We start from the raw sequence: 14595 nt of genomic DNA on the forward strand, positions 1-14595 counted from the left end.
CGATTGTTCTCTCGTCGGCTGGCGGGCCTCAGTGCCCGGTTGTGGTTGCGAAAAGGTCCCCTTGTACCGGCGGGACGAGCGTGAGATCGGGGCCGGTGCGCAGCCATTTGCGCGCAAGTACGAAGAACGTGACGAAGAGCGCCAGATAGAACACGGAAAACATCGAGATGCTCGCCACGACCGATTCCGAGGGGATGGCCGAAACACTGTCGCGCGTGCGCAGCAAACCATAGACGAGCCACGGCTGGCGACCCACTTCGCGCACGATCCATCCCGCCTCCACCGCGACGTAAGGCAGCGGGATGCAAAGCACCCATGCAAGCAGCAGCCTGCGGCGTGCAAGCAATGCGGCAAGGCTGCCCCGCGCGCGCCGGAACGCATACGCGGTCCAGAGCGCGAGTACGACGAAGAAAAAGCCGATGCCCGCCATGACGCGAAACGCGTAATAGAGCAGTGGGAGCTGGGGCGGTTGGTCGTCGGGCGCGAATGCCTGCAGCCCTTTGACCTCGCCATACAGCGAATGCGTGGCGAGCAGGCTCAGCGCGTCGGGCACGTCGATCGACCAATCGTTGCGCTGCGCGGCCTTGTTCGGCCACGCAAGCAGCGACCACGGCGCGCCCGTGCCGGGTGCATTCGTCTGCCAATGCCCTTCGATGGCGGCACCTTTCGCCGGTTGAGTCACGAACACGCTGCGGCCGCTTTCGTCGCCAAGCCAGAGCTGCAGCGGCGCGGCCACGAGCAGCACGGCCAGCGCGATCCGGAACGAGCGCACGAAGAACTCGGGGTGCCGGCCGCGCAGCATGTTCCACGCGGAAAGGCCGGCGATGACGAACATCCCCGCTTCGATCGCGGCGACCCACATGTGGGACACGGCCCAGACCATGTCCGGGTTGAAGATCGCGGCCATGTAGTCGGTCACGACGATTCGCCCGTTCCGAACGGCTACGCCGGCCGGCGTTTGCATCCATGAATTGGCGACCATGATCCAGAACGCGGAAATGGTCGAACCGAGCGCGACCATGGCCGTGGCGAAAACATGCACGCCGCGCGGGACGCGCTCCCAGCCGAGCAGCATGATGCCGATGAAGCCGGCCTCGAGCATGAAAGCCATCGCACCCTCGAAGCCGAGAATGTTGCCGAAGAAGCCTCCGCCCTCGCGCGAGAAGGCTGCCCAGTTCATGCCGAACTGGAATTCCATCGGGATTCCGCTCACCACGCCCACGGCGAAATTGAGCACGAGCAGCTTGCTCCAGTGGCGGGCGTGCCGGTAATAGGCCACGTCGCCCGTGCGCAGCCAGCGCACTTCGACGATAAGGAGAAACGCCGACAGGCTGATCGTCAGAATCGGCCAAAGGATGTGGAACATCGCTGTCAGCGCGAATTGCGCGCGCGACAGCGCGAGGACGTCACCGGGTTCCATGAGCCGGTTCCTCGCCAGAACGTACTTGGGCCGCCGCGGCGCGTGCGATCTTGACCGGCACCGATTTGTACGACGGGGTGCGGCTTTGCGGATCGAACGCAGCGAGCGGCACGAGCGGGTTCGCCTCGGGGTAGTAGGCCGCGCAGCATCCGTCGGGCAGCGCATACTCGACGGCCATGAACCCGCGTATCGCCCGCTCGATGCCGTCGTTCGTCACCGCGACGATATCGACGCGATCACCCGCCCGAAGGTTGCGTTTGCCGAGTTCGCGAGCGTTCATCAACACGATGTCGCGCTGGCCGAACACGCCGCGATAGCGGTCGGAATGGGAGTAGAGCGTCGTGTTGTATTGGTCGTGGCTGCGCAGCGTGGTGAGCCTCAGGGCGTTGGCATCGGTTTCGAGCGGGTCTTCGTCGAGCCCTTGGAAGACGATGAAATTGGCGCGGCCATTCGGCGTTGCCCAGACGCGCTTACGCGCGGTCGACGCGAGATGGAAGCCGCCCGGCACGCGGATGCGCTCGTTGTAGCGCTCGAACATCGGGAAAACCGCTTCGATGGCGTCGCGAATGCGGTCGTAGTTCGCGACGAGGTCCTCCCACGGCACGCGGGAACGCGCACCGAGCGTGGCACGCGCGATGCCGGCCACGATGGCGGGCTCGCTCTTGAGGTGCGGCGATGCGGGTTCGTTACGGCCGCTCGAGGCGTGCACCATCGACATCGAATCTTCCACCGTGACCGCCTGTGGGCCGTCTGCCTGCACATCGATCTCGGTGCGCCCGAGGCACGGCAGGATCAATGCCTGCCTGCCATGCACGAGGTGGCTGCGGTTGAGCTTGGTGGCAACGTGAACGGTCAGTTCGAGCCCGCGCATTGCCGCCTGCACGCGGAGCCGGTCCGGCACAGCCGTGGCGAAGTTGCCGCCGAGCGCGATGAATACCTTGGCGTCCTGGCGCATCATGGAATCGATCGCTGCGATGACGTCGTGGCCGTGGTTGGCGGGCGGGCGAAAGCCGAATGCGCGCTCGATGCCTTCGATCATCTGCAGCGAAGGCTTTTCGGTGATACCCACCGTGCGGTTGCCCTGCACGTTCGAATGGCCGCGTACCGGACACACCCCGGCACCACGGCGGCCGACGTTGCCGCGCAGCAGGGCGAGGTTGGCGACCTGCTGCACGTTCTCCGTGCCGTGACGGTGCTGCGTGAGGCCCATGCCATAAACGAGGATGACGTTGTTCGCCTGGCGGTAGATCCCGGCCGCATTGCGAATGTCCGCACGCGCGAGGCCGCTGTGGCGCTCGATGGCTTCCCAGCTCGTTTCGCGCAGGTCGGCGACGAGTGCGCCGATGCCCTCGGTGTGCTGCTCGATGAAGTCGACGTCGAGCACGCGGGGCGCGCCGTTCAGGATCGCATCGTCGTCGGCTTCCACGAGCGCTTTCATGATGCCCTTGAGCACAGCCAGATCGCCGCCCACGCGAGGTTGATAGAGAACCGAGCTGATCGGCGTGAAGCCGAGCGTGGCCATTTCGACGGGGTCCTGCGGCGCGGCAAAGCGCTCGAGCGCCCGCTCGCGCAATGGATTGAACGACACGATCTTCGCGCCGCGGCGCGACGCGTTGCGCAAGTCCGTCATCATCCGCGGGCTGTTCGTGCCAGGGTTTTGGCCGATGATGAAAATCGCATCCGCGTGTTCAAAGTCTTCGAGCAGGACCGTGCCTTTGCCCACGCCGATCGAAGGCGGCAAGCCGACGCTCGTCGCCTCGTGGCACATGTTCGAGCAGTCGGGAAAATTGTTGGTGCCGAATTCCCGGACGAACAACTGATAAAGAAAGGCCGCTTCGTTCGACGTACGGCCGGAGGTGTAGAAATCCGCCTGATCGGGGTGATCCAGCGCGTTCAGATGTTTGCCGATCAACGCGAAGGCGTCGCCCCACTCGATCGGGACATAGCGATCCGAAGCGGCGTCGTAGACCATCGGATGCGTGAGACGCCCGGCCATCTCGAGGTCGTAGTCGTCCCACGTGGAAAGTTCGGAGACGCTATGCGCCGCGAAGAACTCCGGTGTGCAGCGGTTCGTCGTCGCTTCCCAGGCCACCGCTTTCGCCCCGTTCTCGCAGAACTCGAACGAGGAGGTGTGTTTCGGATCGGGCCAGGCGCAGCCGGGGCAGTCGAAGCCTTCAGGCTGATTCATGTGCAGCAGCGTCTTCGAACCGGAGACCGGAATGCCCTGAAGCGTGAGCGCGTGCGCGGTCGCCTTGAGCGCGCCCCATCCGCCGGCGGGCTCGCTGTAGATGCGTATCGACTTTTCTTCGCTCATCGCCTGTGCCTTGTCGTTGTGTCGAGGAACGGGGAAATGATGGGCGTCGCTACGGGACGGCGCTTTCCGGAAAGAGTCGACGTTTCCAATTCGCACGTTTTCGGAAGCCGTATTTGAAATGTGGAAGTGCTTTCGGCCGAGCCTTCGCATCATTTCCCCTGGCGTTGCGTGAGCGTCAAGAAAGCATATTTCCGGTATCGGCGCGAGGCTCTTCCCGACCGATGCGCAGGCGGCGGCTCCGCGTTTTGAGCGGTCACGATCGCGGAATACGCTCGTTGCTTGACAGCTTCGTTCCATTCGGATGCTGAGGCGCGGTTTAACAATGGCGATTACTTTGAATTCACAAGGCTGGGGGTACATAGAGATCCCCGCGGTGCCGGACGGTCTCAAGGCGCCTTCGGGCGAAAGTGGGGCAACGGAAGGGCTCGAGCCGGCGCCGGACGACGGCTGCGATTTTTCCGTGAGCACGCCCGCTTTCGAGGAGCCGCTGGTAGACATTGAAAGCGACTACGCATGCCCAAGCCCTGATTCCGAGGATGCGAGGCATCGCGACATGCTTTATCAGCATGAAAAGACCGCCAAGGAGAGCATCGCTGAACACACCACGAGCGCGCGTGGTGAAACTGCTTCCTCAGCGGCGCAATCAGGCGAGGCCATCCGATGCGGCTCGATGGCTCATGGCACGGTTAGGCCGCGGTGCGATGCGCCTGCTCGGACGGAGGGTGTTACGGCATCGCTTCAGCATACGTTTCGACAGCAGGAGGCTGAGAAGGCCGACCAGGACCGATTGGCGCGGCAGCAGGATGAAGCCTCGTTTGCCCGTAACGAAGCGCAACGGGCCGCCCGTTTCGCGCAACGGGATGCCGAACTGGCCCATAAGATCCAACAGGGAGAGCGGGACCTCGAAGCAAGAGGCAAGCAGAGAACGGCGCTTTTGAGCCTCGCCGAGAGGATCGGTATCGATCCAAAGCATAACCCGGAAGCACATAGCCTCATTGTCAAGAGCACGCGATATACAACGATGTCCGAGCGGGAGGCCAAGGAAGTCGCGCGCAAGCTGCAGCGGATGGCCGACGAGGCGCGAAGTGCCGATCAAGTCAGTCAGGAGTCGGAGCGCCGCAGGAAAGCGGCTGACAAGAACGGGGCGAACACGAAATACTGGCACCTCGCCGAAGCACTTGTTCCGAGCATGGTCGAATTCGGCAGGAAGCATGGCGTGCCGCGGGATGAGGTGATTTCCATCGTCCACGCAAAATATAAGGTGTGGGAGCGGGATGTCAAAAACACCATCAACATAGAAAACGAAATTTCCAGCGTGGCGCAGCAGTGCAAGAAGATCCAGCGCGACCAGCAGGGCCGGCGAGCGAATGAGGGGGCAACGAATTCGGACGGCAACAAGGGGACGTCCGACATGCCGCCCGTCCCGAGCGGAGCCGCGGGCGATCGACCGAACAGCGGCCGGGCGACGACGGTGTCGCCGCCCGGTCCACAGGGCTCGGGTGCGGGCAATGGCGGCGATGATCCGGAGAAGCCCGGCGGGGATCCGTACGCCAAAAAGAAGCCGTCGGACGGGGTGCCGTCCCCCAAAGCGCCGCCAGCACCGCCACCGCCGCCGCCGCCCGGCCGGTTAGGCGGGGGCGCGAGGCCAGGGGGATGGAGCAAGCCCGAAGACGCACTCGCCATCAAAGCGCATCAGGGGCCCGCCTATCCCTATTATTCTTCGTTCACCATCGCGCTGGAAAAGCTTGGAATAGCGGACTACCACGATATAAAGGACGAGGAGACGTTCCTGAGCGTATGGCGGGAGGTAGGCCAAAACATGCGGGCCAAAAATATCGACGAAGATCGAATCAAGGAGATCGTGACTTCGTTCGATGCCATGGCAAACGAGTGGTCGTCTTACAAGAAATCGGATGCGACGGAGGTTTTCCGAGGCGATACGCTGAACGTTCGGGGGAGCTACGGTTGGCTGAATGACTTTATCGAAGCAACCGAAAAGGACGCGGGGGCGATGTCGATCGATCTCGATCTCGAGGTCAAGTGCTCGACGATGATGTCGACCTCCTCAGACCCTGAAATGGGGTACGTCAAGCCTAAGACGGTGATGTGGCATTTCAAGCTGCCGGAGGGCCACCAGGGCGTTTGCGAGGGCATTTACGGGGAAGCGGAGACGACTTTTCCGCTATACAACCGGATGCATATCGATGCGCTTCATCGCTTGCCGGCAGGGCAGGCTTATCTGGGAGATGCGAAACGCTTCGGCACGCAGCATCGGTACGTTATCGAGGCCACGATGCTTCCGCCGTTGCCGCGCTGAAGCTTCGGCAGTCGCCTCCGATCTGTGCGAGGCGATCGATGAACGGCATGAAGCAATGCTATCGCTCGGACAGACGATGCAACAGGATGGCGATGATGATGCACAGCGTCAGCAGTACGGCGCAAAAGCTCGCCACGCCCGTCCAGCCGGCGGTTTGCCAGCACCATCCGCTTGCCGAGCCGAGGATGCTCGAGCCGAGATAATACGCAAGCAGGTAGAGCGCGGAGGCGTGGCTGCGGCCGACGCGGGCGCAGTGGCCGACCCAACCGCTTGCCACGGCGTGAGTGACGAAAAAGCCGATGGTCAGCGTGACGATGCCGACGATGACGAGCGCCAATTCGCCGGCCAGCGAACAGGCAAGCCCGGCCGCAGTCAACAACGTGCCGCAAAGCAGCACCGGTCCGCGCCCGACGCGATCGGCGAGCGCGCCGGCCGACGACGACGAGACGATGCCGAACACGTAGGCGCCGAAGATCAAGCCGGTTTGAGCCGCGCTCAGGGCGAACGGCGGAGCCATCAGCCGGAAGGCGGCGTAGTTGTACACGGAGACGAACACGCCCATGATCAAGCAGCCGACGGCGAACAACATGCGCATACGGTTGTCCGCCAGGTGGCGCCGCCAGAGCGCGGCCTGCTCGACGAAGTTCAATGTGGAACGCGCGACGAAGCGGCGGGACGCGGGCAGCAATGCCGCGAAGAGGACAGCAACGGCAAGATCGATTGCGCCGATCGTCAGCATGGCGCTTCGCCACGAAAAGAGTTCGCTCATCACGCTCATGCCGACGCGGCCCACCATGCCGCCGAAAGCGGTGCCGCCCACATAAACGCCCATCGCCAAACCAAGCGCGTTGGGGTGAATTTCTTCCGCTAGATACGCCATGGCCACGGCGGGAACGCCGCCCAGTGCCAGCCCCTCGAGCGCTCTGGCGGCGAGTATGCCGTTCCATGTGGGAAGCGCGGCGGCCAACAGGTTGAATGCGGCCGCGAGTGCGATCGAGACGAACATCAGATGGCGCCTTCGGAACCGGTCGGAAAACGCGCCCACGACAAAGATCGAGAGGGCGAGGGAACCCGTCGATACGGAAAGCGCCAGCGAGCTTTGTGCCGCGCCGATACCAAACTCGTCCGCGAACATCGGCAATAACGGCTGTACGCAATAAAGCAGCGAAAACGTGGCGAAGCCCGCGGCGAAAAGCGCCACGCTGATGCGCCAGTAAGCCGGGGAGCCGCGGACGACCGGGGCCGCGACTTCGATGGGCGCCGAACGCGCGGCGGGGCGAACGCAGAGCGATTCCGGCAGCGGGCGTCTCGTCATGGTGAAAGCGCCCTGCGGCGCGGCAAGAAAAACGGTGCACCCATTCTCGGCCTTGCCCGGTTATGCTGTCCAATATATGTTTCAGGCACAAGCCATACTTTAAAAAAATAACGATGGAGCTACGTCACCTTCGTTACTTTCTAGGGGTTGCGCGCGAGGCGAACTTCACGCGCGCCGCTGAAAAACTTGGAATAGGGCAGCCGCCGCTCAGCCTCCAGATCAAGCAACTCGAGCAGGAGCTTGGCGTGACGCTGTTCGAGCGCACGCCGCATGGCGTGGTGCTGACCCGTGCCGGAGAAGCGTTCCGCATCGAGGCTATGCGGGTACTCGAGGACGCACAGGGCGCGATACGGGCGGCGCAACGGGCGGGGCGCGGCGAAACGGGCCAATTGCGGCTCGGCTTTTCAGGCTCGTCGGTATTCAATCCGGTCGTGCCGGCGCTGATTCGCCGGTTCAAGCAGACGTGGCCCGACGCGGAGCTCACGCTGGCGGAAGGCAACACGCCGCAATTGCTGCAAGCGTTGACCGACGAGCGTCTCGATGCTGCGTTCGTGCGGCCCGGCGCGGGCGATTTCGCGGGTTTGCGCCTACATCGTTTTCCCGATGAGCCGATGAAGATCGTTCTGCCGACCGCGCATCCGCTCGCAAAGCGGCAGGCGCTGTCGATCGAAGCACTCAGGCATGAGGCGTTCGTCATGGTGCCTGGGCCGGCGGGTGCGACGCTTTATGGCGCCATCGTCGAAGTGTGCCGCCTGGCCGGATTCGAGCCGCTGCTGGCGCAACCCGCTCCTCAGATTCCTTCGGTGATCAACCTCGTTGCGGCCGGCCTCGGCATTTCGATCGTGCCCGATGCGCTTTCACAGGTGCGCGTGAAAGGGGTGCGCTACCTTGCGATCAAGCCTCCCGCACCGGTGGCTCGGCTTGCTTTTGCCGTCCGAGCGCAAGATGGCTCTCCGACGGTCGGCAACATGCTGGCGCTGCTCGGCGCGCGGGCGCAGCAGCCGTAGTCATTCAGGTTGGGGCGATGCGAGTTGCTAGGCGCGCGTGGTTCTCACTTGCGCGCCGTCGAGGCAGAGTCGCGGGGGCGGTGCTTCCATCTGCCGGATCTTTCATTTAAGCGTCGCTTAAGTGGAAGCCGCTGGAATAGCATCCCGCAACTATTCATATGGACAATGAACACCCGCTATACCTTGGGTATCGGCGCAGCCGTGGTAGCGGCGTCATCCGTATCGGCCTCGTGTCCCGCAGGCGCCTCGAAGTCCGACGCTGCAAGACTTTCATCCGTGAGCGCTGCATCAAGCAGCGCTAAAAGCAGCAGTACCCATGCCCCGAACCCGAAGGCCGAGAATCACGCCATGACGAATATTGCCTCGATCAGTGGGATCGGGCGCGAGGTACCTGTAACGCTATGCCGGAAGACCAAAGGAAGTGGAATTGTTTGACTCGGGCGCAGCAAACATACTATTCGTGCCTGAACGGCAAGCAGCAGAAGGAGAGGTGATGAATATCGAACAGTTTCGAACCTTGTTCGATGAGACCCGAGGCATCCTTGAAGCGGAAGGTTTCAGCTTCACTGATCAAGAATTCGATGTGAACGACTACATGCAGAAAAATCAAGGACTCCGCGACGCCTGCGCTCGGCACGGAAGAGTTTTTCCCGAGGATGTCGATCCGTTGTCTTTCGATGCCGAAACCTTCGACATGCGGGCTTTTGTCATGGGTGCTGTCAATGCATCGAGAGGAATCGATATCGAATAGCCTCGCATCGGTATCAGTTATCGGTACGAAGCTGCTTCGCTAAGCATGCCGCCCGGATGCTTCGGTCGGCTCGGCTGTGAAAGGGGCACTTTTCGGCGAAGTCGACGGTGCGAAGAGCCGTGCTCTCGAAGGTGCTTCGCGACGGCACATGTCGAGGCATCCGGTGAAGCGCCGTGAAATGAAAAAGCCCCGCAGAGGCATATCTTGGTATCGGCGCTGGAGTGCTATCTGAACCATCGCATTGCGCGGGACGTGGGAACCGAGCTAACCGCACAGCGCTATCGCGGACTCGCGCCGTCAAGTTGACTGGTCCTTGTAGGCGAGGGTCGCAAGTTCGCGATGAACACCAAGCGCCGCGTCAACGAGGCCGGGGTGCAGGTCGATTACTCTGCGTGTGACAGCTTGCGGTCCCACGTCACAAAGCTCTACAGGGACGCGGGGATACGCGGCGGGTCGTCCCATTCGGGCCGACGCTCGTTCGCCAGTAACCTTGTGGCGCAAGGGCACGATATTGAGACGGTGCAGCAGCTACTGGGTCATGCGGAACTGGACCACGTTTTGCCCTATCTGGCCGTGTCCGATAGAAGGCTCAGGCAGATGTTCTGCGACGTGCTGTGAGAGCCATCCGACCCCGGGGCGGCGGCCGGGACATGAGACGCCTGTCGTAATAACATTGTCTTTACTGTTGCAACCATATGGTTTAACATTGTTGTTACTTTGGAGATGTCATGAGAACGACGATTCGCAGAATAGGTAATTCGCAGGGCGTGCTGATTCCGAAGCCCGTCCTTGCGCAACTCGGGCTGGAGAGCGAAGTGGAAATGGAGGTCGAGGACGACGCGATTGTTCTGCGCCGCCCGAAGCACAAAGCCCGTGAGGGTTGGGCGGAAGCAAGCAAGGCTCTGGCAGAGGGTGGCGACGATGCTCTCGTCATGGGCGAGTTTTCGAATGCCGATGACGCGGAGCTTGCATGGTAATGCGCGGGGAAGTCTGGTTGGTCGCGCTCGATCCAACGCTTGGTAGCGAGATTCAAAAGACGCGCCCCTGTGTCGTCGTTTCGCCTCCCGAAATGCACGACCATTTGCGCACAGTCGTCGTCGCGCCGATGACTTCCAAGGGGCGTCCTGCGCCGTTTCGGACCCCCGTGACGTTCAAGCGCAAACAGGGCTTGATCCTTCTGGATCAGATTCGCGCAGTAGACAAGGTGCGCCTGATCAAGAAAGAGGGCGCAGTGGCCGATAAGACGTTGTTGGACACCCTGCGAACCCTGCAGGAAGTCTTTGCAGAATAGGGAAAACGCCGGGGCAGCCGGAACGGAGCCCCCCGGCAAAACTGCCATCAAGGAGAACGGAAGATGAGCTACGGCGCAAATCAAGCGGTTAGAGATGGCGAGGACGCTTATCGTGAACGACTTGCGAATTTGATTGCAAACTGAGCAGCGGCGCTTGTTGCGGGCGGTGACATGACCCGGCCGGAGGCTATCAGAGCGGTAGCCGCATGGCATCGAGAAGAGACAGAAGCCGCGGGCGAAGTAAAGGACCGTTTACTAGGCAGTGTCCGCAAGTACATCACAGTATCCGCAAAGATAGACGTGCGCCACGAAGTTGACTGATCCTTTGGGTCACAGACTACTCCTTAAGTCTCGCTTAAGTGAAACCGTATGAAATGAAGCTTTCACCAAGTTGTATGAATAATGAGCACGCACTTTACGAAGATCATCGGCGCAGTTGTAGTGGCGTCATCCTTTTCAGCGTTGTGTTTTGCAGCATCATCCCTTCCGGCTTCGAGTGAGTCCCAAAGTGCTTCTAACGCTCGAAGCCTCGCCGGCGGAAACTCGCGCCACGAACAGTTTTGCCAAGAGCAATGGGATCGCCAGAACGCTTTGTGCGATATAAAGCCAGATGGTCCCGATAAATGGAAATGTCATCGGGAGGCGCGGCAGACTTACTATTCCTGTATAAACGGGAAGAAATTGGAGCAGAAGCGATGAACGTCCAGCAGCTTCGAGCTTTGTTCGCCGAGACCAAGCAGATACTTGACGCGGAAGGTTACGTCTTTGTTGACCGCGACTTCGACTTGGATCACTACATGTCGCAGACGCTGGAACTGCGTGAGGCGTCCGCCCGTTACGGAAAGGTTTTTCCGGAACATGTTGATCCGCTCTCATATGACGCTGAAACGTTCGATATGCGCTCATTCATTATCGGAACGCTTGGCGGGGCCAAAGCGAACGATGCCGAATCATCGTGATGTGAGTCTCGCTAACGCAGACCGCACGTCTCTTTAGCTCACGACGCTCATCCAAACGGGGAGTGCCGAAAAGGAGGCGCTCGTCCTGCTTGCAAAAACAGGCCATATGAAAAATCATTTTCGAGGCTGAGCTGACCGATCTTGCATGCAGGGTCTTCACGTCTACCGGCGACTCACTCGATACCGGACCAGCCGATCCAAACACGTCGGCCGCGCGCTCCTGCAACTGCCGTTTCCATTCCGTGACCTGGTTCGGGGGCACATCGAACTGCTGCGCCAGTTCGGCCAGCGTGCGTTCGCCCTTGACTGCCGCCAGGGCCACTTTTGCTTTGAACGCCGCTGAGTGCGTGCGTCGGGTTCCCTTCCTCATGTCCTCGGTTCCTTTGCCTGCATTATCGCTGGCTCAGGCCTCGGGCATTCCACTTATCCAACTGCCCGAATTTGCGTAGCCACCTCTGGCCGCCCGCGTCAGCGAGCCGAAAAGTCTTCTCGCGTGGCGTTGCATTGCGCACGCTTACATCCGTCAACGGCATTGATTTGTCCCGCAGTCAGGCGTCGCCCCCGGATGCTTGGGCCTACACGAACAAGCGGGGGCACTTTTACGCGGAATCGGGCGATCTCGGCGAGACGCCCCCAGAAATGCCCCTGAAGTGTGGGGCATGTCGTGGCATCCGGTGAAACGCCGTGAAATGAAAAAAACCCCGTAGAGGCTTATTCTACGGGGCTTTTGAATGATTCTGAAACGTTGTGAAACTAGAATTTGGTGCCCAGGGCCGGACTCGAACCGGCACGCCTTGCGGCGGGGGATTTTGAGTCCCCTGCGTCTACCTGTTTCACCACCTGGGCATGTCTGATTGGCTGTGGTGCGCGGGCGCACGTGCCGAAGAGCGCGATTATCGCCGAAAACCGCCCGCCCGGCAAGCAGGGCGCTGTGGCCGGGCGGCGGGTGCGGGGGGCCCGGCGGGCCGCTTCGTCCCCGCGCGTTCACAAGTGGCCCCGCGGCCTCACTGGCTGACGAAAACGAACTTCCCGCCCTTGATCTGGCCCATGACGCTTGCGCGCTGATCGAGCCCGACGTGATCGCTGGCGCTCGTATTGACCACCCCGTTCGGCACCACGAGCTCATGCGCGTGCTCGAGCGCCTCGCGCAGTGCCACACGGAATTGGACGCTACCGGGCTGGCCGTGCTTCAACGCCCGTCCGACCGCATCCTCGAGCCGCGGATAAACGCCCGCGGCGTCGCCGGCAAACTGCGTCACCGTGCCGGGTCCATATTTGGCCTCGTACGCCGCGACAAATGCGAGCGCGGCGCGCTTCGCCGGATGATCGGCCGGCAGCGTGCGCGCGACGACGACGGGTTGCGTCGGAAAGAGCGTTCCCTCCACGTCCTTGCCGCCCAGCTTGATGAACTCGGGCGTCGCGATGCCGTGCGTCTGATAGATCGGCCCCTTGAACCCGCGCTCGACGAGCGTACGCTGCGGCAACGCCGCCGGCGTGCCGGCGCCCGCGACCAGAATCGCATCGGGCTTCGCGGCCATCAGCTTCAGTACCTGCCCGGTCACGCTCGCATCGTTGCGGTTGAAACGCTCGGTGGCAACGATCTGGATGTGCCGCAGTTGCGCAAATTTACGGAATTCGTTCAGCCAGCTATCGCCGTAGCTGTCGGCGAAGCCGATGAAGCCGACCGTCTTCACTCCATGGTTCGACATGTAGCGTGTCATGACGTCGGCCATCGCCGCGTCGGTCTGCGCCATCTTGAACGCCCAGATCCGCTTGCCTTCCTGCGGCTCGACCGCCACCGCCGAGCCGATCAGCGTAATCATCGGCGTTTGCGCGGCCGCCACGGGATCGAGCGCGGCCAGCGCGGCGGGCGTGATGTTCGGTCCGACGATCACATCGACATGATCCTCGTCGATCAGCTTGCGGATGTTGGCCACGGCGCGGCCCGGGTCGGTGCCGTCGTCGAGCACGATGTACTGCGCCTTTTGCCCGGCAATCGTCTGCGGCCACATCTGGATCGCGTTCTTGCTCGTGATGCCGATCACAGCGGCCGGGCCGGTGGACGACAAATCGATGCCGACCTTGATATCGGCGTGGGCGGCCGTGGCGAGCGCGAAAGCGGCGAGCGCCAGCGCGCGGCGCAAGGGGGCGGACAACCTCATGCAACGTCTCCCTGACATAGACACACAAATAGACACAAAGAATGGGTGCGCGGCCGGCCGCCCGTCGCGGCCGCCGGCGGGTTCACAGCTCGTAGTTCTCGTGCTCGCCCTTGAGCGCCTGTTCGATCAGCTTGCGCGTGAGCGTGGGCGAAAGCAGTTCGACGAGCGTATAGACGTAGCTGCGCAGGTAGGCGCCGTGCTTCAGCGCCACGCGCGTGAGATTCGTGCCGAACAGATGGCCGACCGGCAAGGCCCGCAAATTCTTGTCGCGCTCGGCATTAAAGGCGATATCGGCCAGGATCCCCACCCCGAGACCCAGCTCGACATAGGTCTTGATGACGTCGGCGTCGATCGCCTCCAGCACGACGTCGGGCGTCAGATTGCGCCGCGCGAACGCTTCGTTGATCTTGGTCCGCCCCGCAAACGCCGCCTCGTAGGTGATGAGGGGATATTGCGCCAGATCGTCGAGCGTGAGCAGCTTGCGTTGCAGCAGAGGGTGATCGGCCGGCACGACGGCAACGTGGTGCCACTGGAAGCACGGTAGCGAGACGAGTTCCTTATAGGTGGCCACCGCTTCGGTCGCGATCGCGATGTCCGCCTGGTCGTGCATGACCATTTCGGCAACCTGCGTCGGGCTGCCTTGCAGGATCGAAAGATGCACCTTCGGAAAGCGCCGCTTGAACTCGGCGATGGCGGCGGGCAGCGAGTAGCGCGCCTGCGTGTGCGTGGCGGCGATGACGAGGTTGCCCTGGTCCTGGGCCGCGAAGTCCTTGCCGACGCGCTTGAGGCTCTCCACCTCCTGCAGGATCCGCTCGACGGACGCGAGTATGATGCGCCCGGGCTCGGTCAGCGAACGCACGCGCTTCCCGTGGCGCGTGAAGATCTCGACCCCCAATTCGTCCTCGAGTTCGATGATCGCCTTGGAGACGCCGGGCTGCGACGTATACAGCGCCTTGGCGGCCTCGGTCAGGTTGAAGTTCTGCCGGACGGCCTCACGCACGAACCGAAACTGGTGCAGGTTCATTTATAACCTTTTGGCATAAGAACAAAATTTTTTAG

Annotated in this window: 12 protein-coding genes, 1 tRNA gene and 1 pseudogene; 7 read left to right on the plus strand and 7 right to left on the minus strand. The window is 62.0% G+C overall.

What is annotated here, in order from left to right:
- Positions 1-28 precede the first annotated feature (28 nt).
- Entirely contained in the window at positions 29-1420 is a 1392-nt protein-coding gene (locus U0034_RS14225; protein WP_085230828.1) for a cytochrome ubiquinol oxidase subunit I, read from the minus strand.
- Entirely contained in the window at positions 1407-3734 is a 2328-nt protein-coding gene (locus U0034_RS14230) for an FdhF/YdeP family oxidoreductase (protein ID WP_085230829.1), read from the minus strand. The genes U0034_RS14225 and U0034_RS14230 overlap by 14 nt, the downstream gene beginning before the upstream one ends.
- Before the next feature lie 322 nt (positions 3735-4056).
- Here U0034_RS14230 and U0034_RS14235 point away from each other — a divergent pair, with 322 nt between their 5' ends.
- Positions 4057-6051 (plus strand): hypothetical protein, encoded by a 1995-nt coding sequence (locus tag U0034_RS14235; RefSeq protein ID WP_139831239.1) that lies wholly within the window; start codon positions 4057-4059, stop codon positions 6049-6051.
- Between the two features lie 58 nt (positions 6052-6109).
- Here the strand turns inward: U0034_RS14235 and U0034_RS14240 are convergent, their stop codons facing one another.
- Positions 6110-7366, minus strand: coding sequence for an MFS transporter (locus U0034_RS14240; RefSeq protein WP_085230831.1), 1257 nt, complete (start codon positions 7364-7366; stop codon positions 6110-6112).
- Between the two features lie 113 nt (positions 7367-7479).
- Between U0034_RS14240 and U0034_RS14245 the strand changes: the two genes are divergently transcribed.
- The 6 genes from U0034_RS14245 (at position 7480) to U0034_RS14270 (ending at position 11374) form a co-directional block, all read left to right on the plus strand.
- On the plus strand, positions 7480-8373 hold the full coding sequence (locus tag U0034_RS14245; RefSeq protein WP_085230832.1) for a LysR family transcriptional regulator: 894 nt from the start codon (positions 7480-7482) through the stop codon (positions 8371-8373).
- A 493-nt stretch (positions 8374-8866) separates the two neighbouring features.
- The gene (locus U0034_RS14250; protein ID WP_085230833.1) at positions 8867-9124 is read left to right on the plus strand and encodes a hypothetical protein; all 258 of its coding nucleotides are present in this window, start codon (positions 8867-8869) and stop codon (positions 9122-9124) included.
- A 339-nt stretch (positions 9125-9463) separates the two neighbouring features.
- Positions 9464-9742: a tyrosine-type recombinase/integrase gene (locus tag U0034_RS14255; protein WP_233212129.1), complete on the plus strand. Its 279-nt coding sequence runs from the start codon at positions 9464-9466 to the stop codon at positions 9740-9742.
- 110 nt (positions 9743-9852) lie between these two features.
- A complete protein-coding gene (locus U0034_RS14260; RefSeq protein WP_085230834.1) occupies positions 9853-10101 on the plus strand; it encodes an AbrB/MazE/SpoVT family DNA-binding domain-containing protein in 249 nt (82 codons plus the stop codon).
- Positions 10095-10415: a type II toxin-antitoxin system PemK/MazF family toxin gene (locus tag U0034_RS14265; protein ID WP_085230835.1), complete on the plus strand. Its 321-nt coding sequence runs from the start codon at positions 10095-10097 to the stop codon at positions 10413-10415. Before U0034_RS14260 ends, U0034_RS14265 begins: the two co-directional genes overlap by 7 nt.
- A 623-nt stretch (positions 10416-11038) precedes the next feature.
- On the plus strand, positions 11039-11374 hold the full coding sequence (locus U0034_RS14270) for a hypothetical protein (RefSeq protein ID WP_085230836.1): 336 nt from the start codon (positions 11039-11041) through the stop codon (positions 11372-11374).
- A 110-nt stretch (positions 11375-11484) separates the two neighbouring features.
- Here the strand turns inward: U0034_RS14270 and U0034_RS14275 are convergent.
- The 4 genes and pseudogenes from U0034_RS14275 to U0034_RS14290 form a co-directional block, all read right to left on the minus strand.
- Positions 11485-11744: pseudogene (locus tag U0034_RS14275) on the minus strand (transposase); the annotation flags it as partial.
- A 391-nt stretch (positions 11745-12135) separates the two neighbouring features.
- Positions 12136-12220: transfer RNA gene (locus U0034_RS14280), tRNA-Leu, on the minus strand.
- 158 nt (positions 12221-12378) lie between these two features.
- Positions 12379-13536 (minus strand): ABC transporter substrate-binding protein, encoded by a 1158-nt coding sequence (locus U0034_RS14285; protein ID WP_102623152.1) that lies wholly within the window; start codon positions 13534-13536, stop codon positions 12379-12381.
- An 82-nt stretch (positions 13537-13618) separates the two neighbouring features.
- Positions 13619-14560, minus strand: a complete 942-nt coding sequence (locus U0034_RS14290) for a CysB family HTH-type transcriptional regulator (RefSeq protein WP_085230838.1) — start codon at positions 14558-14560, stop codon at positions 13619-13621.
- Between the last annotated feature and the right edge of the window lie 35 nt (positions 14561-14595).

Source organism: Trinickia caryophylli (assembly GCF_034424545.1).
GTDB lineage: Bacteria > Pseudomonadota > Gammaproteobacteria > Burkholderiales > Burkholderiaceae > Trinickia > Trinickia caryophylli.